The sequence below is a fragment of the Streptosporangium canum genome (assembly GCF_900113865.1).
Taxonomy (GTDB): Bacteria; Actinomycetota; Actinomycetes; order Streptosporangiales; family Streptosporangiaceae; genus Streptosporangium; species Streptosporangium canum.
Map to the genome: position 1 here is coordinate 18,798 of NZ_FOQY01000019.1, position 22,137 is coordinate 40,934.

At 72.3% G+C, this 22,137-nt stretch carries 20 protein-coding genes; 12 read left to right on the forward strand and 8 right to left on the reverse strand.

The features are described from left to right. Positions 1–21: 21 nt before the first annotated feature. The 7 genes from BM085_RS25425 to plsX all read left to right on the forward strand — a co-directional run bounded on the left by BM085_RS25425 (position 22) and on the right by plsX (position 6,605). The gene (locus BM085_RS25425) at positions 22–414 is read left to right on the forward strand and encodes a hydrogenase maturation nickel metallochaperone HypA/HybF (protein WP_093889535.1); all 393 of its coding nucleotides are present in this window, start codon (positions 22–24) and stop codon (positions 412–414) included. After that, positions 389–640 carry a HypC/HybG/HupF family hydrogenase formation chaperone gene (locus BM085_RS25430; RefSeq protein ID WP_341351694.1) on the forward strand — a complete coding sequence of 84 codons (252 nt, stop codon included), beginning with the start codon at positions 389–391 and terminating at the stop codon, positions 638–640. Before BM085_RS25425 ends, BM085_RS25430 begins: the two co-directional genes overlap by 26 nt. A 6-nt stretch (positions 641–646) precedes the next feature. After that, positions 647–1,774, forward strand: coding sequence for a hydrogenase formation protein HypD (gene hypD / locus BM085_RS25435; RefSeq protein ID WP_093889433.1), 1,128 nt, complete (start codon positions 647–649; stop codon positions 1,772–1,774). Beyond that, positions 1,771–3,042: a hydrogenase expression/formation protein HypE gene (gene hypE, locus BM085_RS25440; RefSeq protein ID WP_281249866.1), complete on the forward strand. Its 1,272-nt coding sequence runs from the start codon at positions 1,771–1,773 to the stop codon at positions 3,040–3,042. The genes hypD and hypE overlap by 4 nt, the downstream gene beginning before the upstream one ends. A 190-nt stretch (positions 3,043–3,232) precedes the next feature. Beyond that, entirely contained in the window at positions 3,233–4,693 is a 1,461-nt protein-coding gene (crtI, locus tag BM085_RS25445; RefSeq protein WP_093889537.1) for a phytoene desaturase family protein, read from the forward strand. Then, on the forward strand, positions 4,690–5,589 hold the full coding sequence (locus tag BM085_RS25450; RefSeq protein ID WP_093889434.1) for a phytoene/squalene synthase family protein: 900 nt from the start codon (positions 4,690–4,692) through the stop codon (positions 5,587–5,589). The genes crtI and BM085_RS25450 overlap by 4 nt, the downstream gene beginning before the upstream one ends. Before the next feature lie 44 nt (positions 5,590–5,633). Next, the gene (gene plsX, locus BM085_RS25455) at positions 5,634–6,605 is read left to right on the forward strand and encodes a phosphate acyltransferase PlsX (protein ID WP_093889435.1); all 972 of its coding nucleotides are present in this window, start codon (positions 5,634–5,636) and stop codon (positions 6,603–6,605) included. Positions 6,606–6,798: 193 nt separating this feature from the next. On the opposite strand, the gene BM085_RS25460 is transcribed toward plsX, so the two are convergent. Then, positions 6,799–7,461, reverse strand: coding sequence for a spheroidene monooxygenase (locus BM085_RS25460; protein WP_245789684.1), 663 nt, complete (start codon positions 7,459–7,461; stop codon positions 6,799–6,801). 40 nt (positions 7,462–7,501) lie between these two features. Here BM085_RS25460 and BM085_RS25465 point away from each other — a divergent pair, with 40 nt between their 5' ends. After that, on the forward strand, positions 7,502–8,140 hold the full coding sequence (locus BM085_RS25465) for a glycerol-3-phosphate acyltransferase (protein ID WP_093889437.1): 639 nt from the start codon (positions 7,502–7,504) through the stop codon (positions 8,138–8,140). Here the strand turns inward: BM085_RS25465 and BM085_RS25470 are convergent. The 6 genes from BM085_RS25470 to BM085_RS25495 form a co-directional block, all read right to left on the reverse strand. Further along, positions 8,049–9,404, reverse strand: coding sequence for a glycosyltransferase family 2 protein (locus tag BM085_RS25470; RefSeq protein WP_245789686.1), 1,356 nt, complete (start codon positions 9,402–9,404; stop codon positions 8,049–8,051). The genes BM085_RS25465 and BM085_RS25470 overlap by 92 nt on opposite strands. A gap of 161 nt (positions 9,405–9,565) precedes the next feature. After that, positions 9,566–10,996 (reverse strand): phytoene desaturase family protein, encoded by a 1,431-nt coding sequence (locus tag BM085_RS25475; RefSeq protein WP_245789687.1) that lies wholly within the window; start codon positions 10,994–10,996, stop codon positions 9,566–9,568. Beyond that, positions 10,984–11,745: a carotenoid biosynthesis protein gene (locus BM085_RS25480; RefSeq protein WP_245789688.1), complete on the reverse strand. Its 762-nt coding sequence runs from the start codon at positions 11,743–11,745 to the stop codon at positions 10,984–10,986. The genes BM085_RS25475 and BM085_RS25480 overlap by 13 nt, the downstream gene beginning before the upstream one ends. 240 nt (positions 11,746–11,985) lie before the next feature. After that, on the reverse strand, positions 11,986–12,513 hold the full coding sequence (locus BM085_RS25485; RefSeq protein ID WP_177245260.1) for a shikimate kinase: 528 nt from the start codon (positions 12,511–12,513) through the stop codon (positions 11,986–11,988). Between the two features lie 183 nt (positions 12,514–12,696). After that, a complete protein-coding gene (locus BM085_RS25490) occupies positions 12,697–13,125 on the reverse strand; it encodes a PIN domain-containing protein (protein WP_093889440.1) in 429 nt (142 codons plus the stop codon). Next, positions 13,122–13,346 (reverse strand): type II toxin-antitoxin system CcdA family antitoxin, encoded by a 225-nt coding sequence (locus BM085_RS25495; protein WP_093889441.1) that lies wholly within the window; start codon positions 13,344–13,346, stop codon positions 13,122–13,124. The genes BM085_RS25490 and BM085_RS25495 overlap by 4 nt, the downstream gene beginning before the upstream one ends. A gap of 994 nt (positions 13,347–14,340) precedes the next feature. Here BM085_RS25495 and BM085_RS25500 point away from each other — a divergent pair. The 3 genes from BM085_RS25500 (at position 14,341) to BM085_RS25510 (ending at position 19,569) form a co-directional block, all read left to right on the forward strand. Beyond that, complete coding sequence (locus BM085_RS25500) at positions 14,341–15,606, forward strand: MFS transporter (protein WP_245789689.1); 1,266 nt, start codon at positions 14,341–14,343, stop codon at positions 15,604–15,606. 464 nt (positions 15,607–16,070) lie between these two features. Then, on the forward strand, positions 16,071–17,195 hold the full coding sequence (locus tag BM085_RS25505; RefSeq protein WP_093889442.1) for an aromatic ring-hydroxylating oxygenase subunit alpha: 1,125 nt from the start codon (positions 16,071–16,073) through the stop codon (positions 17,193–17,195). A gap of 85 nt (positions 17,196–17,280) precedes the next feature. Beyond that, positions 17,281–19,569 (forward strand): FdhF/YdeP family oxidoreductase, encoded by a 2,289-nt coding sequence (locus BM085_RS25510; protein ID WP_093889443.1) that lies wholly within the window; start codon positions 17,281–17,283, stop codon positions 19,567–19,569. Here the strand turns inward: BM085_RS25510 and BM085_RS25515 are convergent. Beyond that, positions 19,541–20,332: an IclR family transcriptional regulator gene (locus tag BM085_RS25515; RefSeq protein WP_177245261.1), complete on the reverse strand. Its 792-nt coding sequence runs from the start codon at positions 20,330–20,332 to the stop codon at positions 19,541–19,543. The two genes, BM085_RS25510 and BM085_RS25515, sit on opposite strands and share 29 nt — an antisense overlap. 115 nt (positions 20,333–20,447) lie before the next feature. On the opposite strand from BM085_RS25515, the gene betA reads away from it, so the two are divergent. Further along, on the forward strand, positions 20,448–22,106 hold the full coding sequence (gene betA, locus BM085_RS25520) for a choline dehydrogenase (RefSeq protein ID WP_245789690.1): 1,659 nt from the start codon (positions 20,448–20,450) through the stop codon (positions 22,104–22,106). Positions 22,107–22,137: the final 31 nt, after the last annotated feature.

Below are 22,137 nucleotides of genomic sequence, written 5' to 3' on the forward strand. Positions count from 1 at the left end.
TGGAAGAGGGGAAGTTCAGCCATGCATGAATTCGGGATCGCGGAGGCGATCCTCGACGCGGTGGAGAGACGCGCGGACGGCCGGCGGGTGGAACGGGCGCGCGTGCACGCGGGAGCCCTGCTCCGCATCACCGAACCAGTGATCAACCAGGCGTTCGCCATGGTCGCCGACGGATCGCTGGCCGAGGGCGCGCGGGTGGACCTGGTCATCGTCCCCGTGCAGCTCATCTGCCGGTCCTGCGGGCAGACGGCCGCGTCCGTCGACCCCTTCGCCACCTGCCCCGAATGCGGCGGCACCGATATCGACACCGAGGGCGGCGACGATCTCGTCCTCGAATCCATCCAGATGGCGGAGGCCGCTCATGTGCCTGGGAATTCCCGGCGAGATCGTGGAAATCCTGTCGGACCGTCCTGACCTGGCCATGGTCGACGTCAGCGGCGTACAGCGCGCGATCAACATCGGCCTGCTGGAGGAGGAGTCCCTCGCGCCCGGCGACTGGATCCTCATCCATGTCGGGTTCGCGCTGTCGAAGATCGACGAGGTGGAGGCCAGGGCCGCGCTCGACTTCCTCGAAAGCATCGGTGAGGCGTACGAGGACGAGATCGCGGCCCTCCGAGAATCCATGATCGAACAAGGGTGAGATCCGATGCGCTTCGTCGATGAGTACCGGGACGCGGAGAAGGCCCGGACGCTGGCCGCGCAGATCGCCGCGCTGTGCGAGCCCGGCCGCGCCTACAAGTTCATGGAGGTGTGCGGCGGGCACACCCACACGATCTACAAGCACGGGCTGGAGGACTACCTGCCCGAGGCCGTCACGCTCGTGCACGGCCCGGGCTGCCCCGTCTGCGTCATCCCCATGGGGCGGGTGGACGACGCCGTCCACATCGCCGAGCAGCCCGACGTGATCATGACGTCGTTCGGCGACATGATGCGCGTACCCGGCGGCAACGGCTCCTTCCTCGACGCCAAGGCGCGGGGCGCCGACATCCGCATGGTCTACTCCCCGCTGGACGCTCTGAAGATCGCGCGGGAGAATCCCGCCAGACGCGTGGTGTTCATGGCGATCGGGTTCGAGACCACCGCTCCCTCGACGGCGATGACCGTCCTGCGCGCGGCCGCCGAGGGGATCGACAACTTCTCGGTCTTCTGCAACCACGTGACGATCATCCCCGCGATCAAGGCCATCCTGGACTCTCCCGACCTGCGCCTGGACGGCTTCGTCGGGCCGGGCCACGTCTCGGCCGTCATCGGCTGCCGGCCGTACGGGTTCATCGCGCGTGACTACGGCAAACCCCTGGTGGTGGCCGGGTTCGAGCCGCTCGACGTGCTGCACACGGTCTACCGGCTCCTCCTGCAGCTGGCCGGGGGCCGGGCCGAGGTGGAGAACCAGTACGCCCGGGTGGTGCCGTGGGAGGGCAACCCGAAGGCTCTCGGCGTGATCAACCAGGTGATGGAGCTGCGGCCGTACTTCGAATGGCGGGGGCTGGGGTTCATCTCCCACTCGGCGCTCAGGATGGGGGAGCGGTACGCCGCCTTCGACGCCGAACGGATCTTCCGGATCCCCGGCGGGCGGGTGGCCGATCCCAAGGCGTGCCAGTGCGGCGAGGTGCTCAAGGGCGTGCTCAAGCCGTGGGAGTGCAAGGTGTTCGGCACCGCCTGCACGCCGGAGACCCCGATCGGCACCTGCATGGTGTCGTCGGAGGGCGCGTGCGCGGCCTACTACAACTTCGGCCGGTTCTCCCGCGAGCGGGTCAAGGAGGCGACCCGCCGGTGAACGACGAGGAAGTCCCCTCCCTCCGGGAGAGGACCACGACACGTGAGACCGGCTCCGGAACGCGGGATCCGGGAGTGACCCTGTTCCCGGGCCGGGAGGGGACGGATTCCGGGCCGGCCGCGCCGCCGGGCCGGGAGAGGCCGGATCCGGAGGTGACCGCGTTCCCGGGCCGGACGGAGCGCGGCCCGCGGGGAAGCGCGGCGCCGGGGCGCGAGCAGGAGGTGCTGGAGCGGATCGAGCGGGTGCGCCGCCGCAAGGCCCGGGTCCGTGAGGAGCGGATCACCCTCGCGCACGGCGCCGGCGGCAAGGCCACACACACCCTGATCGAAGCGGTGTTCCTGGAGGCCTTCCGCAACCCGCTGCTGGAGCCGCTGGAGGATGGCGCGGTCGTCGACGGGCTGGCCTTCACCACCGACTCCTACGTGGTGACGCCGCTGTTCTTCCCGGGCGGGGACATCGGCGACCTGGCCGTCAACGGCACGGTCAACGACCTGGCGATGTGCGGGGCACGGCCCAGATACCTGTCGGCCGCCTTCATCGTGGAGGAGGGATTCCCCGTCGCCGACCTGCGGCGCATCACCGCATCGATGGCGGCGGCGGCCCGGGCGGCGGAGGTGTGGATCGTCACCGGCGACACCAAGGTCGTGGAGAACGGCAAGGCCGACGGCTGCTACATCACCACCTCGGGCGTCGGGACGGTGGAGCGGCCGATCCGGCTGAGCGCCGCCGCCGCCCGGCCCGGCGACGTGGTCATCGTGTCCGGCCCGATCGGCGAGCACGGCGTCACCGTCATGCTCGCCCGCGGCGAGCTCGACATCCAGGCCGACCTCACCTCCGACACCGCGCCGCTCAACACGCTGACCGGCCGGTTGCTGGACGCCTGCGGCGACGGGCAGGTGCGGTGCCTGCGCGACGCCACCCGCGGCGGGGTGGCGACGGTCGTCAACGAGATCGCCGTGGCCTCCAAGGTCGCGGTCGTGCTCGAGGAGGACGCGATCCCGGTATGCCCGGCCGTACGCGGGGCATGTGAACTACTGGGGATCGATCCGCTCTACGTGGCCTGTGAGGGGCGGATGGTCGCGGTGGTGGCCCAGCGGTCCGCCGAGGCCGCACTGGCCGCCCTGCGCTCCCACCCGCTCGGGTCCGAGGCGGCCGTCATCGGGCGGATCGGCGACGACCCGCCCGGGTTGGTCCTGCTGAAGACCTCCTTCGGCGGCACCCGCATCGTCGACCTGCTGGTCGGCGACCCCCTGCCGAGAATCTGCTGAAGCCCGCCGCGCGGGCCGGCCTCGTACGGGGCCGGCCCGCCCGTGGCGGGAACGCAGGTGAGCTCCGCCCTTCCCCGCCTTTACGTCTTCTTGTTCGACGAGTTGATTTACCGGCAGGAAGGGCCGGGGATGGACCGCGCGGAAGATGTCGATCATCGACATGCGCGGTGCTGGCGGCGAGGAGGGGCTCATGAGCCCGATCGTGGTGATCGGGGCCGGGCTCGGCGGTCTGGCCGCGGCGGTCCGGCTCGCCGCCGCCGGGCGGGACGTCACGGTCGTGGAGGCCCGCGAGACGCCGGGCGGCTGCTGCGGGACGGCGAGCGTCGGGGACTACCGCTTCGACACCGGGCCGTCGGTGCTGACGATGCCGGACGTGCTGGCCGACGTCTTCGCCGCCGCCGGGGAGGACATGGAGAGCCTGCTTCCGCTGCGGCGCCTGGACCCGTACTACCGGCTGCGCTACCACGACGGCTCCCACCTGGACATCGTGCCCGGCGAGGAGGCCATGACCGAGCAGGTGCGCCGGCTGTGCGGCGCCGCGGAGGCGGACCGGTACCGGCGGTTCCGGGCCAGGCTCGGCGAGCTGTTCGCCTGCGAGTGGCCCTCCTTCGTCGACCGCGACATGACACGGCTGCGGAGCCTGGCCCAGCCGGGCGTCCTGGCCCGGCTGGCCGCCCTGGGAGGTTTCCGGCGGCTCGACCGCCTCGTGAAGGGGCACCTCACCGACGCGCGGCTCATCAAGGCGCACACCTTCCAGGCCCTGTACGTGGGCCTCTCCCCCCAGCGGGCGCTCGGCATCTACGCGGTGATCGCCCACATGGACACGGTCGGCGGGGTGTTCTTCCCCCGCCACGGCGGCATGCACGCCATCCCGCGGGCCATGGCCGCCGTGGCGGAGAAGGCGGGGGCGCGGATCAGGTACGGCGTGCGGGCCGTCGAGATCGAGACCGGGTCCTCCGGGGTCTCCGCGGTCCGGCTCGACACCGGCGAGCGTCTCGCCGCCGGGCACGCCGTGGTCGCCTGCGACCTGCCCCGCGCCCACGCCGGACTGCTTCCCGGCGGGGCACGCGACTGGCGGCTGCGCCGCCCCCGCTACTCGCCCTCCTGCCTGGTCCTCCACTTCGGCCTGGACCGGCGGCTCGCCGGCCAGGCACACCACACCCTGCACTTCGGCCGCGGGTGGAGCTCCACCTTCTCGGCCCTGAACGCCGGCAGGCCGCAGCCCGACCCGAGCCTGCTGGTCACCTACCCCGAGTCCGACGCCGGCGCCGCGCCCACCGGCCACGCCACGCTCACCGTGCTGGAGCCGACCGCCAACCTGAACGGCGTGGACGGCTGGGACGGCCTCACCTCGCGGCTGGAGGACCGCCTGCTGGGCAGACTGGCCGACCTCGGCTACGGCGACCTGACGGCCGCCCTCCGCCTCACCGTCGACCCGCCCGCCTGGGCGCGGCTCGGCCACTCCGCGGGCACCCCCTTCGCCATGGACCACCGGTTCACCCAGACGGCCTGGTTCAGACCCGCGGGCATGGCCCGGCGCGTCCCCGGACTCCACTTCGCGGGCATGTACACCGCGCCGGGAGTGGGAGTGCCACCGGTGCTTATCTCGGGCAAGCTCGCGGCCGAACGCATCCTGGAGACATCTCGATGACCCTGACCAGCAGTTACGAACTCTGTCGCAGGCTCAACGCCCGTCACGGCCGCTCCTACTACCTGGCGACCCTGCTGCTGCCGGCCTGGAAGCGCCCGCACGTGCACGCCCTGTACGGCTTCGCCCGCTACGCCGACGAGGTCGTCGACTCCTTCACGATGACGGACGATCGCGCGGAGGCGCTCGACGGGCTGGCCGACCGGCTGGCGGAGGCGCTGGCGGGCGGCTCCGTCGACGACCCGGTGCTCCCCGCGTTCGCGCACACCGTGCGCTCGTTCGGCATCGACCGGGCCGACATCGAGCACTTCCTCCGGTCGATGCGGACCGACCTGACCGTCAGCCGCTACACCACCTACGACGACCTGCTCCGCTACATGGAGGGTTCGGCGGCGGTCATCGGCACGATGATGCTGCCCGTCCTCGAACCGCTGCCGGGCATGGCGGACCGGGCCCGCGGGCCCGCCCGCGAGCTCGGGCTGGCCTTCCAGCTCACCAACTTCCTGCGCGACGTGACCGAGGACCTGGCACGCGGCCGGGTGTATCTGCCGCTCGCCGACCTGGACAGGTTCGAGGTGAGCGTGGCCGACCTGGGAGACCCCCACCCCACTCCCGCCCTGCGCAGGCTGCTGGCCTTCGAGATCGAGCGGGCCCGCGGCCACTACCGGCTGGCGCTGGAGGGCGTCGAGCTGCTGACCCCCTCCTCGCGCCCGTGCGTCCTCGCGGCCTACGAGCTGTACGGCGGCATCCTCGACCGGATCGAGGCCGCCCGCCACGACGTCCTGGGGACCCGTGCCACCGTGCCCCGGCACCGCCGGCTGGCCGTCTTCGCGCGGCACCTGCTCGCGGCGTCCGTGGCAGACCGGGCCGAACGCAGGGTCGTCGTCCAGGTGCCCTGAACCGCGCCAGCGGAGTCATCTGTCACTGTCGCCAGGAGGAAGCGATGTCGGAGCCGGTGGTCGTCGACGCGATGGGCGGAGATCACGGGCCGGCCGAGACGGTCGGCGGGGCCGTCATGGCCCGGCGGGAGCACGGGGTCCCCGTCGTGCTCGTCGGCAGGGCCGGGGAGATCCGCGTGGAGCTGGCACGCCACGGCGCGGTCGGCGAGATCGACGTGGTGCACGCCGAGGAGGTCGTCCCGATGGGGGAGAGGGGCGCGGGAGCCGTCGCCTCCGGAGCCTCCAGCCTGAAGGTGGGCTGCGAGCTTTTGCGGCAGGGCGCGGGCTCGGCGTTCGTGTCGGCCGGCTCCACCGGCGCGGTCGTCGCGTGCGCCATCCGCGGCGTCGGCCGCGCGCCGGCCGTGCTCCGGCCGGCGCTGGCGATCGCCCTGCCCTCGGTCACCGGCGGTGCCACCGTGCTGATCGACGCCGGGGCGACCTCCGACCCCACGCCCGAGATGATCGCCCAGTTCGCGCTGCTCGGCGCGTCCTACGCCCAGCTCGTGCTCGGCGTGGCCGACCCGTCGGTCGGCCTGCTGTCGATCGGCTCGGAACCGGGCAAGGGCAACCGGCTGACCCGCAGGGTCGAGGAGCTGCTGCCGGGACTGCCGCTGCGCTTCCACGGCAACGTCGAGGGCCACGACGTGCTGGCCGGCACCGTCGATGTGATCGTCACCGACGGGTTCACCGGGAACATCGTGCTGAAGAACGTCGAGGGCTCCGTCCGGGCGGTGCTGACCCTGGTGGCCCGGTCGGGGGCCGCCGGGCCCGAGGCGCTGCGGGGGGTGGCCCGCCGCTACGATCCCGAGACCCACGGCGGGGCGGCGCTGCTCGGTCTGAGCGGCACCGTCGTCGTCGCGCACGGCTCCTCCCGGGCCGCGACGATCACCCGGGCCTGCGTGGTCGCGCACGACCTCGCCGGTGGCGGGATCGTCGCCCGCGTCCGGGACCACCTCGCGGCCGAGCCGGTCACCTGAACGGGCCGGCCCGGTGACCATCTACCTGTTCCGCGACCGGGGCTGCGGCCTGTTCCGTGACCGGGCCCGTGACCGTGATCGTGATCGTGACCGGGCCCGCGACCGCGACCGGGCCTGGGGCTGTGGCCTGGGTTCGGGTCGGTGGATCGCGGGTGGGGAGCCGGAACCGGCGGAGCCGGCCGCCGGGGACCGGTCACCCCCCTCGCCCGCCGTACCGGGCGAGGGGGTCGGCCCCGTTCCAGGTCCCCTCGCTGCCGTACGGAACGAACCGGGCGAACAACTCCTCCGAGTACCAGCCCTCCGCCCGGGTCTGCCCGATCGCCTCCCGGTGCGCCTGCCCCCGGTAGGCGAAGTCCCGCACCGCGCGGGAGTTGCGCCACAGGGAGAACGTGGCCTGCCGGGCCAGCGGCCATTCCCCCACGCCGACCGAGGCCAGGCAGCCGGCCTGCTCGCTCAGGAGACGCTCCACCTGCGGGACCGACCGGTAGAACGGCACCAGCCGGGAGGGCCGGATCGACGCCCGGGTCAGCACGGCGACCGGCCCGCCCGTGTTCCGCCGGGGAACCTCCTCGATCGGCCCGAACGGCTCCACCCCGCCCCACCGGCCGCGCGAGGCCAGCGGCGCCAGCCGTACCTGCCAGGACTCCCGGGCCTGATCCCGCCAGCGGGCCGCCACGGGCGAGGTCTCCATGAAGGACTCCAGCGCCCGCTCCTCGCTCCAGACCGCCAGCAGCGCCCAGCGGCGCAGGTCCGCGCCCAGGCTCATCGAGGCTCCGCGGCCGGAACCCAGCAGCCGCCAGAACAGCAGCCCCGCGGTGTCCGCCAGCACCGGCCGGTCGAACGCCATGTATCGCATGGATCCCAGATCCACATACCTCGTGAGGTGGAACGAAGCGATGATTCTCCTGCTCGGCGCGGTCATCGGCGGCTACCTTCTCGGGTCCGTGCCGGTCGCGGTGGCGATCTCCCGGACGTACGGCTTCGACCCCCGCGAGGTCGGCGACGGCAACCCCGGCTTCTGGAACGTCAAGGAGCGGCTCGGCTGGCGGGCCGCCCTGCCCGTCTTCGCGGGCGACACGCTCAAGGGCACGCTCGCCGCGCTGCTCGCCCTCGCGGCCACCGGCCCGCACACCATGGGGTTGGCGGGGGTCACCGGCGCCGGCGCCGTGCCGGTGTACCTGGCGGTGGCCGCCGCGATGATCGGGCACGCCTGGCCGGTGTTCGCCGGCTTCCGGGGCGGCAGGTCGATCCTCGCCTTCGTGGGCGGCTCCGCCGTCATCTGTCCGCCCGGGTTCCTGCTCGGCGTCGCCGTCCTGATCGCGGCCGCCCTGGTGACACGGTCCTTCGCCATCGGCGCGCGGGCGGGCGTGTTCGGCCTCCCGCTGTGCCAGCTCCTCTTCGCGCCGGTCGGGCACGTGGCCGGAACGGGGGCGCTGATGTGCCTCATCGGGCTGCGCTTCGGGCAGGCGGCGCGGGCCGCCCGGCCCGGCCCGGCCGATCGGGCCGGTCGCCGGACGTGCCCTCCGGAGCCGTGACTTCCGGAGCAGTGATCCCCGGAGCCGCGTCCTTGGGAGCCGCAGTTCTGGGAACCAGGTCCCCGGGATCCGCGTCCCCGGGGTCCGCGTCCTCGGGGTCCGCGTCCCCGGGGTCCGTGTCCTTGGGGTCCGCGTCCTTGGGGTCCGCGTCTCTGGGGTCCGCGTCCTTGGGGTCCGCGTCCCTGGGATAAGCCGCGCCCCTGGGATAAGTACGGCCCCGCCAGCGGCGCACCGGGCGCAGCGTCGCCTGCGTCAGCCGTACCGCGGTCAGCGGATCCAGCAGCGGGGACAGCAGCACGCCGGGGCCGGGCCGGGTGTAGCTGCCGCGCAGCGCGCCGGCCAGCAGCAGCCGTACGGCCAGCAGCCCCAGGTCGAGCCGGGTGGGACGCCCGGCCGCCAGCCGCAGGACGGGCAGGGCGGCGGTGAGCCAGATAGCGGCCAGGTCGGCGGCCTGCCGGCCGGGGCCGGTGACGTCGCGCAGCGGCAGCGACCTCCCCCACTCCCGCCACACCTCGGCTGCCGACTCGTGCATGTCGACCTCCAGCAGGCCGCCCGCGTCCAGGAAGCCCACCGCCCAGCCGTCGGCGGCCAGGGTGCGGGCCAGCGCCACGTCGTCGGTCATGTGCCCGCGGACCCGCCCGAACCCGCCGGCGGACAGCATCGCCGTACGGCGGAAGGCCATGCACTGGCCGTTGGCCATGACACGGTGCGGAGCGGGGGCGGAGGACGGCCCGATCGGGCCGGACCGGTAGACCAGCGTCGCCAGGAACGAGGCGTGCAGCGCCTGCTCGGCGATCCCGCCGCAGACGAACCGGGGGCCGGCGCTGACCAGGTCGTAGCGGTCCAGGGCCGCGGCCAGCGCGCCGAACAGGCCCGGCGCGGGCCGGGCGTCCGCGTCGAGGGTCACCACGATGTCGCCGCCGGCCGCCTCGACCCCCTGCAGCAGCGCCCACTGCTTGCCCACCCAGCCCTCCGGAAGGGGCGCGCCCACGACGACCTTCGCGCCGAGCTCGGCGGCCAGCCGCGCCGTGCCGTCGCGCGACTCGTCGTCGACGACGAGGACCTCCGCGACGGCCGGGTCGGCGAGCACCGCCGACAGGCAGGGGCCGATACGGCCCTCCTCGTCGCGGGCCGGGATCACCACCGAGATCCGCCCGTTCTCCGTCCCGAGGGGAGCCAGCGGCGGCAGCCGGTCGCGCCCGCGGGCCAGCCGTACCCCGACGGCGAGGGCGGCGACGGCCTGCGACACGGTGAGCGGCCTCATCGGGACGGTCTCTCCTACGCGGTGAAGGGCGGCCAGGAGCTTCGGAGGGTGAGCGGTGGTGCGAAGTCCCGGGTGGTGAGCGGCGGCGAGAAATCCCAAGCGGTGAGCGGCGGCGAGGAGTCCCGCGCGATGAGCGGTGGTGCGGAGGGTGGTGAGTGGTCTCATCGCCGCAGGTCCTCCTGGACGAGCGAGGCGACGATGCGGCCGCCCATCGCGACCAGCGGCAGCCCGCCACCGGGGTGCGCCGAGCCGCCCACCAGGTACAGGCCGCGCCGGGGCCCCCTGTTCCCGGGGCGCCGGAAGGGCGCGAGCGGGCCGGCGTAGGCGCCACCGTAGATCGCCCCGCCCCACGCGCCGTACCGCTCGCGCAGGTCGGCGGGGGTCAGCAGATCGACGAAGCGGATCCGCCCCGACAGGTCGTGGCCCCGTGCGGCCAGGCGGTCCAGCACCAGGTCCCGGTAGGCCTCGGGGGACATCGGCCACCGGCTCGGGGCGCGGGCCGGGACGTTGACCAGCATGACCCAGTTCTCGGCGCCCTCCGGAGCCTGTGACGGGTCGTCCACCGCCGAGCAGCCGATGTAGACGGTCGGATCCTCCGGCGGTCGGCGGCGGTCGAAGATATCGGCGAACTCCCGTCCGTAGTCGGCGGAGAAGACGACGGAGTGGTGCGCCAGCCCCTCGGTCCGCCCCTCCACCCCGGCCAGCAGCAGGAACGCCGAGGAGGAGGTGCCGAGCGCGGCGATGCGCCGCAGCCGCCGCCGATCCGGCAGCAGCCGCCCGTAGAGCGCCGCCGCGTCGGTGTTGGCGATCACGACGTCGGCGCGTTCGCGCTGCCCGGAGGCCAGCCGTACTCCCCGGACCCGGCGGCCGTCGGTGAGCACGTCCGTCACCTCGGCGCCGAGGGCGACCTCCACCCCCGCCCTGTCCAGCAGCAGGGCCAGGGCGTCGGCGACGCGGGGCAGCCCGCCCGGCACGTACCAGCCGCCCTGCCCGTGCTCGATCGCGGGGATGCAGGCCAGCGCCGCCGGCGCCCGGTACGGGCTGGAGCCCGCGTAGGTCGCGTAACGGCCGGCGTACTGCAGCAGGCGCGGATCGGTGAAGAAGCGGCGGGCCAGGCCGTCGAGGGTACGGCCCGGCGCGACCGCCATCAGGTCGGACAGGCGTGCCCGCGTCGGCGGCCGGGTGAGCGGCCCGGCGAAGAACGTGTGACGCGACGCCTCGAAGCAGGTCCGTGCCCACTCGTGAAAGGCCAGCCAGTTGCGGCCCTCTCCCGGCGAGAGCCGGTCCACCTCGCCGGCCATCCTCGCCGGGTCGCGGTGCGCCGCCAGCTCCGAGCCGTCGGCGAAGCGGTAGCGGCACAGCTCCCGTGGCTCGACGAGGTCGAGCTTCAGGCCGAGGTCGGCGAAGACGCCGGGCAGGGTCAGCAGCGACGGCCCGACGGAGAAGGTGAAGCCGTCGCGCGCGTGCTCGGCGAGCTTGCCTCCCAGCCGGGACCGCTGCTCGTACAGCCGCACCCGATGCCCCTGCCCGGCCAGCAGCAGGGCGGAGACCATGCCGCCCACGCCGCCGCCGATCACGATCACCTCCGCCACATGCGCCTCCACGCGAGCACGGCGAACAGGCCCATGCAGACTCCCCCCACCGCGGCGACCACCGGATCCGGTGGATCGAAGACCACCGCGAAACCCAGGGTCTCCATGAACGCCATCACCGTGTAGATCGCGACCAGCCCCGCACTTCTCGCGCCCGGGTCGGCCACGATGACCTCGATCAAGACCATGACCAGCAGGGACACCACCAGCCAGCCGGCGAAGTTACTGATCGGCACCCCCCGGTAGAGACCGGGGTCGTGCCAGGTCCACAGGCCCAGCCGGATCATCTGCGGATCGAGGAACAGGTCCCACGCGGTCAGCGCCAGGGCTCCCAGGACGACCCGCGCCGCCCGGTTGCCTGGGGCCGCGGCCGCGGCCGTCGCGTGGGCCGCCAGTCCCATGCCGCCCCACGCCAGTGCCACGATCACCGGCACCCCGCCGAGCTGCGGCCGCAGCAGCCCGGTGTAGCCGTAGTCCCCGAACGGCAGCCCCGTCCTGGTGCCGACCCACTCCGCGACGTACCCGGCCACCATCGAGGCGGTCAGAGCCGTGACGGCTCGGGGGAAGGTGTGGATCGCGGCGGCGAAGGCCAGGGCGCTCGCCACCAGGAGCAGCACGACCACGCTGGTGAGCGGGATCGGCCGGGGCTGCATCCCCGATGCGACCTGCGCGACGATCAGGCCGAGGAGCAGCAGCACGCCCAGCACGCCGAGGGCTCCCCGGCCGCCCGCGGACGACCTCCGCCTCACCGCGTCCCTCACCGGGCCGGGAGCCGGGCGTCCGCTGTTCACCCCATGGCTGTGCCCTGCGGATGGTCATCGGAGCGGTGGGCCCCGGTCAGATTCCCTTTGATCTCCCGCCGCCGCTGTTTTCCACTGCCGCTCCCATTACGGGTCCGGCCGGGGTCGGGCGGAGACGGTGAGGTCCGGGCAGGGGCCGGGTGAGGTCCCGGCGGGGCCGTGCGGGAAGGCGCGCGCCGGCGCGGGAGATCAGCCCTTCGCCTCCGCGGCCTCCAGATGGTCGAGTACGGCCCGCGCCACCTCGTGTTTGGACATCTCGGGTCTCTGGAAGCGCAGGTCGGCCACCTCGGCGAAGGAGGCCGCCCGGCGCTCGTGCAGCTCGGACGCCAGCTCCAGCGGCTCCTTGCCGAACCGAGGCCGGTGGGACTTGGCCATGATCTTCTCGGCGAGGAACTCCGGTGTGGCGTCCAGCCACACGACCAGGGCCGGTTTCAGCTCGGCCCGGCACCGCGGGTCGTCGAGCACGCTGGCCGCGGCGGCGATGACCGGAGCGGGCCGTTCGGCGAGAGAGTCCAGCAGGTGGGCGGCCTCCCTGGCATGGAGCACCTCGGCGCCCTCACTGACGGCGATCTCGGCGGCCGTGGCGCCGTAGCGTTCTTCCAGATATTCGTCGCTGTCGCGCACGGGCCTGCCGAGGGCTTCGCCGAGCAGCCGTGACACGCTGGTCTTCCCCGCGCCCATCAATCCGATCACGACGATCGGGACATCGGCCGTCATGCACGCCACCTCCTGCTTTCCATGGAACGAAGTGCTCATCCCCTGCCCAGGAGCACCGGCTCTAGCCGTCCGGCCCGTGCACACCGGCAGGACGGCGGCGACGGCCCGTGGCTGCTTGTGCGATCCCTCGCAGGGACGATGAGGACACGGCAAAAACCACCTCGTACATATGGCGTGGAGTCTTTACTGGTCAGGGTCGGCGATCTCTCGGATATGCAGAGGCTCGTCGAGAGCGCGGGAGGGCTCCTCCCACTTGGTCCGGTCGAGGGTGAGAATCGGAAGTACTGAGGCGTCGGCGATGGCTGCCACGTGCGCGTCCCAGGGGTCGAGCCCTGTTCTGGACATCACCGCGGCGAGAGCTGTGGCTTGGCCGGAGCCTTGGAGGGGTGCGATGGCGACGTGGTCGAACAGGTCGAGGCCGCCCAGGAGGTCGTCGGCTTCGGCGCTGCGAACGTCGAGTGAAGCTCCCGTCATGGCCAACGCCGGCAGGACCATGGGCTGTCCGGCCGCGTCGTAGCGTTGGACAAGGCGGATCAGGTCGGCGTCGCCTCGGGCGATCTCGGTGAGGACGCCGGCGTCGAGGATGAGCGGGGTGGGGGTGTAGTCGCTCACTGGTCGCGCTGGCTCTCCACGTGCGCGATCATGCGTTCAACGCGAGCGTCATCGGCTTGGGCGGCCTTGGCCGTCAAGAGTGCGCGGCGGCGGCGGTCGCGGGCCACACGCTCGGCGAGGGCCTCGTTGACGTAGGCGGATAGTGATCGGGCGCTCTGCGCCTTTGCGTGCTCGACCAGGTCGTGGTCGACGGTAACGGTGATGGTGTCTTTTGCAGCCATGCCTGCATGGTAATACCACACTAAGATCTTTTCCGTCCGTCGAGCTGCCAGACGCGAACCGTTCTTCGTGGCCCGCGTCCAGCACCCGATCAGGTGGCGATCAGCGTCACCAGGGACGGCCGGCGGCCATACAGCTCGGCCACCATGTCGAACAGCCGCCTCCCCTTCTCCGTCAGATCGTCATAGCCGCACTCTCAGGCGTCATGGTCGGGGGTGATCCAGCAACCGCCGGACCCGCCCAGGCGCGTCGCCGCCGGCAGCGACACGTTGCGACCCCTCGTAGGGGCGATGCGGACGGTGTCGCCGGTATGGCCGTGCTGCAGTCGGTCGCCGATGACCCGTCGATGATCTCGTTCCTGCCTGACTGGGTGGAGGCGATCGTTTTGCCGTTGTACGGCCGCGTCAGTAAGCGTTGCCGCAGATCACAGGTTTACGAAACTCTGAGAGTCCGTATGCCTCTTTGGTGCCCGTCGATGGACGCTTAGGGTGGCGCCATGCGCCCATCGACGGTCCCCGCAGTAGCTCAGTTTCCCAGCGGTGCCACAGCTATCCGGCGTGACATCTTCGATGGCAGGGTGTGGACAGCTTCTCCCCACCGGGTCCTCCATGACACTGGTCATGAACTCGCCTTGGCCTACTGGCCCGGCATCCAAAGTCTCGCCCCGACGACCTGGATCGCCGGCCCCGGTCCTGTCTCCCGACGCGGCCGCCCCCTCATTGACGCTTTAACAGTCGAAGTCGGCTATGCCGTCAGTCCCCCTACGAGGGGTCTCGGCCGAGGCCGCTGTTAGCGTGTGCTCGTGCCGAAAGCGGACAAGGTGCGCCGTCGCTGAGAGCGGCGGCGCACAACCCCGGTTCTCGCCGTCGCTCCTGACCGTTGGCCAGGAGCGCCTTCGTGGCGCTCGGATTCCCCTTGTTCCGGAGCGCACTCATGTTCGCCTTGTCTTCTCGTCAACGTCGGCGTGTCCTTTGGGCCGCCCTCATCTCTGATGCGGTGTTCCCGCTCGCGATCACCGGTGCGACGGCGGTCGTCCCCGATGTGACCGCGCGGCTGCCCGGTGCGGGTGCCCTGGGGCCGTGGATCGTCCTCGCCTACAACGGGCTCTTCGCCGCAGCCCTCCTGCTGGCGGGGGCGACAGCCGATCGCACCGCCCGCACCCGGGTCTTCGCCGTCGGCAACATCGTCGTCGCAGCCACCGGGGTCCTGTCCGCCCTCGCTCCAGACCTGTTGTCTCTTGTGGTCCTCCGCGTGGTCGCCGGCGTCGGGGCGGCCATGTGCGCCGCCGGTGGATCGTCGATGATCCTGGCTGTGTACCCGCCGCAGGAGCGGCGTCGGGTGTACGGCTACGCGGGCGCCGTGCTGGGCAGCAGTCTGGCGCTGGGCCCGGTCGTCGCCCAGGCTCTCATGGCCATCGGAGGCTGGCCCCTCGTCTTCGTCGCGCCGGGGGCTGTCGCCGCCCTCGCGGCCCTGGCCACACTCGGGCTTCCGGGTCTTCGCAGCCCCGAGGTGCCCGATGAGTTCGACCTCGCCGGCGCCGTCCTCTTCGGGGTGACCATCGCCGCCGCGGTGACCGCGCTCGGGCTGGGCCTCGGGGCCGGCGTCCCGTGGTGGGGGCCGGGGGGACTCGTCCTCGTCGCGGCAGCCGGCGCCACGTGGCTCGTCCGCGTGGAACGGCGTGCGCCTGATCCCGCGATCCCCGTGGACCTGTTGCGGATCCCCGCCTATCGGGCGTACGCCGTGTCGACGGGCGCCTTCATGGGGATGCTCGTGGTGGGGTTGACCGTGCTCCCCCAGCTCGGCTCCGCCCGGAGCATGGGGCCGGGCGAGTCAGCGGTCATGCTCAGCCTGCTGACCGTGCCGTCGACGGTCTTTCCGCTTCTCGCCGCGCGGCTCGCGCGCCGATGGGCACGGCCGCTGGTGACGACCGCCCTGTCAGCCTGCACCGTCACCGCGGTCGTCCTCCAGGTGACCGACCATCCTGCCGCCCTTCTCGTCGCGGCCGGGGTCCTCGGGCTGTGTCTCGGGCTGACCGAAGGCGTCCCGGACGGGCAGGCGCTCAGGTATGTGCCCTCCCATCGCGGAGGGGCGGGCGCCGCGCTGTTCAGCACGGCGCGGATGAGTTTGGAGACACTCACCCTGGCGACTGCCACCGGGGTGATGGCGGCTCTCGGCCCCTCATCCGGACTGGCGGTCGCCGGAGCCGTGTGCCTCACCGCCGCCGTCATCGTCCGGCAAGCCGTCCCCTCCCGCGACACGTAGCCCCGGAGCGCACTCTCCTACCGGCGGCACGCCGCGCGTCCCCGCCGGCGGACGCCGTTCCCTGACATTTCCCGGTGGCCGTCCGTGCCCGCCGCCGGGAGACCGGAGGTCGAACCCCTGGCTTCTTTGCCGCAGCTCACCGTTGCCCGCCACCATGACCACCCCGGCGCGCCACCGGAGCCGCTTGCCGGGAACGCCGGGGATTCCGTCCGAAGGAATGCGCAGAGATCATGGGGGATTCGGTGCTACGTGTCGACTCTTGACAGAGGAATTCCGGGAGCTCACGCTGTTGCGTATAGCGCTTTGCGTTTCTTCTTGTAAAACCACTCAGCGTTCCTTCTTGTACAACCAGAGGTGGGTGCGATGATCCCCGCGCGCCCCCTTGCCGCCCTTCCGCGAGGCGAGGCCCACCGGCTGGTGGCCGAGGACGGCACCCTCTATGTCGTCCCGCCGGAGGAGGCGCCGTGACCGCCCTGCCGCCCAGCCTGATCTCCACCCTGCCCGGCGGCTACTACGCCGACGAGGGCGTCTTCGCCCTCGAGCAGGCGAAGATCTTCGAGTCGATGTGGTTCTGCGCCGTCCGGGCCTCCGACCTGGGCAGGCCCGGCGCTTTCCGGACGGTTCAGGTGGGGCGGGAGAGCGTCCTCGTCACCCGGGCCCGGGACGGATCGATCCGCGCCTTCCTCAACGTGTGCCGCCACCGGGGCGCCCGGCTCCGCACCGAGGAGTCCGGCGAGGTGAGGCATGCCTTCTCGTGTCCCTACCACGCCTGGACCTACGATCTCGAAGGCAGGCTGATCGCCGCTCCGAACCTCACCGGGATGCCCGACGTGGACCGGGTCGCGTTCGGGCTGGTGAACGTCCACGTGCGGGAGTGGCTCGGCTATGCGTGGGTGTGTCTGGCCGACGACCCGCCGTCGTTCGAGGCCGACGTGGTCGGCGAGGTGGTGACCCGGCTGGGCGCCGAGGAGCCGATCGGGAACTACGGCGTCGACGACCTCGCCGTGGGCCGCAGGATCGTCTACGACGTGAAGGCCAACTGGAAGCTCCTCGTCGAGAACTTCATGGAGTGCTATCACTGCGCCACCATCCACCCCGAGCTCACCGAGGTGCTCCCGGAGTTCGCCGACGGGTACGCGGCGCAGTCCTTCGTGGGGCACGGGGCGGAGTTCGGTGAGAACATCCACGGGTTCACGGTCGACGGATCGCAGGGCGTGGACCGGATCCCGGGGGTGGGCGAGGACCAGGACCGCCGTTACTACGCGATCACCATCAAGCCGCAGGTCTTCGTCAACCTGGTGCCCGACCACGTGATCATCCACCGGATGTTCCCCCTGGCGGCCGGCCGGACGATCGTCGAGTGCGACTGGCTGTTCCGCGAGGACGTCGTCGGGCGGGGCGCGGACCTCGGCCCGTCGGTCGAGCTCTTCCACCGGGTCAACGTGCAGGACTTCGAGGCCTGCGAGAGATGCCAGCCGGCGATGAGCTCCCGGGCGTACGGCCGGGGCGGCGTCCTGGTGCCGAGCGAGCACCACATCGGGGCGTTCCACGACTGGGTGCTCGGCAGGCTGGGGGCGGCGTCGGCGTAGATTGGGTGCTCGACAGCCGAATGCGGCGTCCGGGTGGCCGGCGATCCGGCGGAGAACCGGGATTCGGAAGAGAAGAGGTGCCGGGATGGCGAGGAAGGCTCCGCGCGAGGACGTCACCGAGGACGATCTCAAGGTCGGCCCGCCCAAGGAGTGGGCGGCGGGCATGCCGGGAGTGACCCGCTCGCTGCTGGCCTCCCACGCCCAGATGGGCGTCGGCCGTACCCTCCTGACCCTGGTCCGCGTCAACCAGAAGGACGGCTTCGACTGCCCGGGCTGCGCCTGGCCGGAGGGGGAGCACCGCAGCCCGGCGGAGTTCTGCGAGAACGGCGCCAAGGCGGTCGCCGAGGAGGCCACCACCCGCCGGGTCACCCGTGACTTCTTCGCCGGTCACACCGTGGAGGAGCTGGCCGGACGCACCGACTACTGGCTGGGCCAGCAGGGACGGCTCACCGAGCCGATGCACAAGCCGGCCGGGTCCGACCACTACGTCCCGGTGACGTGGGAGGAGGCGTTCGCCATCGTCGGCCGGGAGCTGCGCGCGCTCGGCGGCCCGGACGAGGCGGTGTTCTACACCTCCGGCCGCACCTCGAACGAGGCCGCGTTCGCCTACCAGCTCATGGTGCGCCGGTTCGGCACCAACAACCTGCCGGACTGCTCCAACATGTGTCACGAGTCCAGCGGTTCGGCGCTCAACCAGACGCTGGGCATCGGCAAGGGCACGGTGTCGCTGGAGGACCTGCACCGCGCCGACCTCGTCTTCGTCGTCGGCCAGAACCCCGGCACCAACCATCCGCGCATGCTGTCGGCGCTGGAGAAGGCCAAGCGGAACGGGGCGCGGATCGTCGCGGTCAACCCGCTGCCCGAGGCGGGGCTGCTGCGCTTCAAGAACCCGCAGCGGCCGTCCGGCGTGGTGGGGCGCGGCACGACGCTGGCCGACCGGTTCCTGCAGATCCGGCTCAACGGCGACCTCGCGCTCTTCCAGGCACTGTCGCGGCTGCTGCTGGAGGCCGAGGACGCGGCCCCCGGCTCGGTGGTCGACCACGAGTTCGTCCGGGCCCACACCCACGGCTTCGACGAGTGGGCCAAGAGCGTCCGCGACCTCGACTGGGCGGACGTCGAGGAGGCGACCGGGCTGGAGCGGCCCGCCGTCGAGGAGACGGTCCGCGACGTGCTCGGGGCGCGCTCGGTGATCGTGTGCTGGGCGATGGGCCTCACCCAGCACAAGAACTCCGTCGCCACCATCCGCGAGGTGGTCAACTTCCTGCTGCTGCGCGGCAACGTGGGACGGCCGGGCGCGGGGGTCTGCCCGGTGCGCGGGCACTCCAACGTCCAGGGCGACCGCACGATGGGCATCTACGAGAGACCCGCCGAGCGCTTCCTCGACGCCCTGCGCGAGGAGTTCGGTTTCGAGCCGCCCCGGCACCACGGCCTGGACACCGTGGCGGCGATCAGGGCGCTGCGCTCGGGGGAGGCGAAGGTGTTCTTCGCGATGGGCGGCAACTTCGTGGCCGCGACCCCGGACACGGCGGTGACGGAGGCGGCGATGCGCCGGGCCCGGCTGACGGTGCAGGTGTCGACCAAGCTGAACCGCTCCCACACCGTCTGCGGTGAGCAGGCGCTCATCCTCCCGACATTGGGGCGCACCGAGCGCGACGGCGACCGGTTCGTCACGGTCGAGGACTCCATGGGCCTGGTCCACGCCTCCCGGGGCCGGCTCCGCCCCGCCTCGCCGGACCTGCTTCCGGAGGTGGCGATCGTCTGCCGGCTGGCGCGGGAGGTCTTCGGCGCCGACCCCCACGTGCCCTGGGAGGAGTTCGAGGCCGACTACGACGCGATCCGCGACCGCATCGCCCGGGTGGTGCCGGGGTTCGGCGACTTCAACGCCCGGGTCCGCGAACCCGGCGGCTTCGCCCTGCCCAACGCGCCCCGCGACGAGCGGCGGTTCCCGACCGCGACGGGGAAGGCCAACTTCACCGTCAACGCCCTGGAGGTGCTGCGCGTCCCCGCCGGGCGGCTCCTGCTCCAGACGGTCCGCAGCCACGACCAGTACAACACCACGATCTACGGCATGGACGACCGCTACCGGGGGGTGAGCGGTGGCCGCCGCGTCGTCTTCGTCCACCCCGGCGACCTGGCCGAGCGGGACCTGGCCGACGGCGACCTGGTGGACCTGGTCAGCGAGTGGCCCGACGGGGAGCGCAGGGCCGAGGCCTTCCGCGTCATCGCCTACCCGACCGCGCGCGGGTGCTGCGCGGCGTACTTCCCCGAGACCAACGTGCTCGTGCCGCTGGACTCGGTCGCGGAGACCTCCAACACCCCCACCTCCAAGAGCGTCGTGGTGCGGCTCAGCCGGTGTGCCCCAGGCGGTGGCTGATGTCCCGCGCCCCGGCGACGAGGACCGGGGCGAGGTCGTGCAGCCGCTCCGCGCCGAGGCGGTAGGCCGGACCCGAGGCGCTGACCGCGGCGACGACCTCGCCGTCGTGGGAGCGGATGGGGGCCGCGACGGCGTTCAGCCCGGTCTCGTACTCCTCGACGGTGACCGCGTAGCCTCTGCGCCGGGCCTCGTCCAGCTGCTCTTCGAGAGCGGGGAGCGAGGTGATCGTGCCGGGGGTGTACCGCTCGAAGCCGGCGGCGTCGAGCAGCCGCGCCCGGTGGCGGTCGTCGAGGTGGGCCAGCAGCACCTTCCCGCTCGACGTGGCGTGCAGCGGGGTGAGCTGGCCGATCCAGTTCTGGACGGTGACCGCCGACGGTCCGCGGACCTGGTCCAGGTTCACCGCGTAGTGGGAGCGCAGGACGGCGATGTTGACCGTCTCGCCGATCTTCTCGGCGAGCCGCCGGCATACGGGGCGGCTCTGCTGGGTGAGGTCCAGCCGGGCGGCCACGCCGCCCGCGAGGCGGACCATTCCGAAGCCGAGCCGGTATTTCCCCCGGTCCTCGGCCTGCTCGACCAGGCCCCGGGACTCCAGCGCGCCGAGCAGCCGGAAGGCGGTCGACTTGTGGACGCCGATCTCCACGGCGACCTCGCTGACACCGGCCTCCTGACGCCGGGAGAGGATCTCCAGGATGCTGATGGCCCGGTCGACCGACTGCACCCCGCCGGTGCCGTCAGCCCGGTGGCTGGAGGAGTCGTTGCCCATAGCGGGACTGTAGGCGCTGTGCGGAACGCGCGTCCAACGCGCCCGTTCGACCTCCGTTGCGGATGGTGCAATGGATTGCGGCATTCAGTACGATTGTTGATCTTACCTGCTGCTGTTGCGAGACGAGGCAGACATGTACGACTTCGTCATCGTGGGAGGCGGATCAGCCGGAAGCGCGCTGGCGAACCGGTTGTCCGCCGACCCCGCCAACCGGGTGCTGGTGCTGGAGGCCGGCCGGCCGGACTACCCCTGGGACGTCTTCATCCACATGCCCGCCGCGCTGACCTTCCCCATCGGCAGCCGGTTCTACGACTGGAAGTACGAGTCCGAGCCCGAGCCGCACATGAACGGCCGCCGGATCTATCACGCCCGCGGCAAGGTCCTGGGCGGTTCCAGCAGCATCAACGGCATGATCTTCCAGCGGGGCAATCCCCTGGACTACGAGCGCTGGGCTGCCGACCCGGGCATGGAGACCTGGGACTTCGCCCACTGCCTGCCCTATTTCAAGCGGATGGAGAACTGTCTCGCCGCGGACCCGGACGATCCGCTGCGCGGACACGGCGGGCCCCTGGTGCTTGAGCGCGGGCCGGTGCGCAACCCGCTGTTCGCGGCGTTCTTCGAGGCGGTGCAGCAGGCCGGCTACCCGCTGACCGACGACGTCAACGGATACCGCCAGGAGGGATTCGCCCGTTTCGACCGCACCATCCGCCAGGGCCGCCGGCTGTCCGCCGCGCGGGCCTACCTGCACCCCGTCAGGAGACGCCCCAACCTGGAGATCAGGACGCGGGCGTTCGTCACGAAGATCCTCTTCGAGGGGGGACGCGCCGTCGGCGTCGAGTGCGACGGCCGGACGGTCCGCGCGGGCGAGGTCGTCCTCTGCGGCGGCGCGATCAACTCCCCGCAGCTGCTCCAGCTCTCCGGCGTGGGCCACGCCGCGGAACTGGGCGCCCTCGGCGTCGACGTCGTGCACGACCTGCCGGGGGTGGGGGAGAACCTGCAGGACCATCTGGAGGTCTACATCCAGTACGCCTGCGGGCGGCCGGTGTCGATGCAGCCCGCGATGAAGTGGCGCAACCGGCCGTGGATAGGCGCGCGGTGGCTGTTCCTGCGCAGCGGACCCGGAGCGACCAACCATTTCGAGGCGGGCGGTTTCGTCCGCGGCAACGACGACGTCGACTACCCCAACCTGATGTTCCACTTCCTGCCCGTCGCCGTCCGCTACGACGGCTCCGCGCCCGCCGGCGGGCACGGCTACCAGGTGCACATCGGGCCGATGTACTCCGACGCGCGCGGCTCGGTGAAGATCAGAAGCACCGACCCCCGGGTCCACCCGGCGCTGCGGTTCAACTACCTGTCCACCGCGCGGGACCGGCGGGAGTGGGTGGAGGCGGTCCGGGCCGCCCGCGACGTCCTGACCCAGCGCGCGATGGACGAGTTCAACGCGGGGGAGCTGTCGCCCGGGCCGGAGGTCCGGACCGACCAGGAGATCCTGGACTGGGTGGCCAGGGACGGCGAGACCGCGCTGCACCCCTCCTGCACCGCCCGGATGGGCGTCGACGGCCTCGCCGTCGTCGATCCGCTCTCCATGCGGGTCCACGGCCTCGACGGGCTCCGCGTCGTGGACGCCTCGGTCATGCCGTACGTGACCAACGGCAACATCTACGCGCCGGTCATGATGGTCGCGGAGAAGGCGGCGGACCTGATCCTGGGCAACACGCCGATGGCGGCCGAACCCGCCGGCTTCTACCGGCACCGCGGGGGCGCGGACGGCTGACCGTACGGCCCGCCTCCCACCCACCGGTTTC

Excerpts from the sequence above, each read along its gene's own strand:
- plsX (WP_093889435.1), top strand. The coding sequence starts at position 5,634 with ATGTCGGAGCCGGTGGTCGTCGACGCGATGGGCGGAGATCACGGGCCG.
- BM085_RS25515 (WP_177245261.1), bottom strand. The coding sequence starts at position 20,332 with ATGGGCAACGACTCCTCCAGCCACCGGGCTGACGGCACCGGCGGGGTG.
- BM085_RS25450 (WP_093889434.1), top strand. The coding sequence starts at position 4,690 with ATGACCCTGACCAGCAGTTACGAACTCTGTCGCAGGCTCAACGCCCGT.
- BM085_RS25470 (WP_245789686.1), bottom strand. The coding sequence starts at position 9,404 with ATGAGGCCGCTCACCGTGTCGCAGGCCGTCGCCGCCCTCGCCGTCGGG.
- BM085_RS25425 (WP_093889535.1), top strand. The coding sequence starts at position 22 with ATGCATGAATTCGGGATCGCGGAGGCGATCCTCGACGCGGTGGAGAGA.
- BM085_RS25495 (WP_093889441.1), bottom strand. The coding sequence starts at position 13,346 with ATGGCTGCAAAAGACACCATCACCGTTACCGTCGACCACGACCTGGTC.
- BM085_RS25460 (WP_245789684.1), bottom strand. The coding sequence starts at position 7,461 with ATGCGATACATGGCGTTCGACCGGCCGGTGCTGGCGGACACCGCGGGG.
- crtI (WP_093889537.1), top strand. The coding sequence starts at position 3,233 with ATGAGCCCGATCGTGGTGATCGGGGCCGGGCTCGGCGGTCTGGCCGCG.
- BM085_RS25510 (WP_093889443.1), top strand. The coding sequence starts at position 17,281 with ATGGCGAGGAAGGCTCCGCGCGAGGACGTCACCGAGGACGATCTCAAG.
- BM085_RS25465 (WP_093889437.1), top strand. The coding sequence starts at position 7,502 with ATGATTCTCCTGCTCGGCGCGGTCATCGGCGGCTACCTTCTCGGGTCC.
- BM085_RS25485 (WP_177245260.1), bottom strand. The coding sequence starts at position 12,513 with ATGACGGCCGATGTCCCGATCGTCGTGATCGGATTGATGGGCGCGGGG.
- hypD (WP_093889433.1), top strand. The coding sequence starts at position 647 with ATGCGCTTCGTCGATGAGTACCGGGACGCGGAGAAGGCCCGGACGCTG.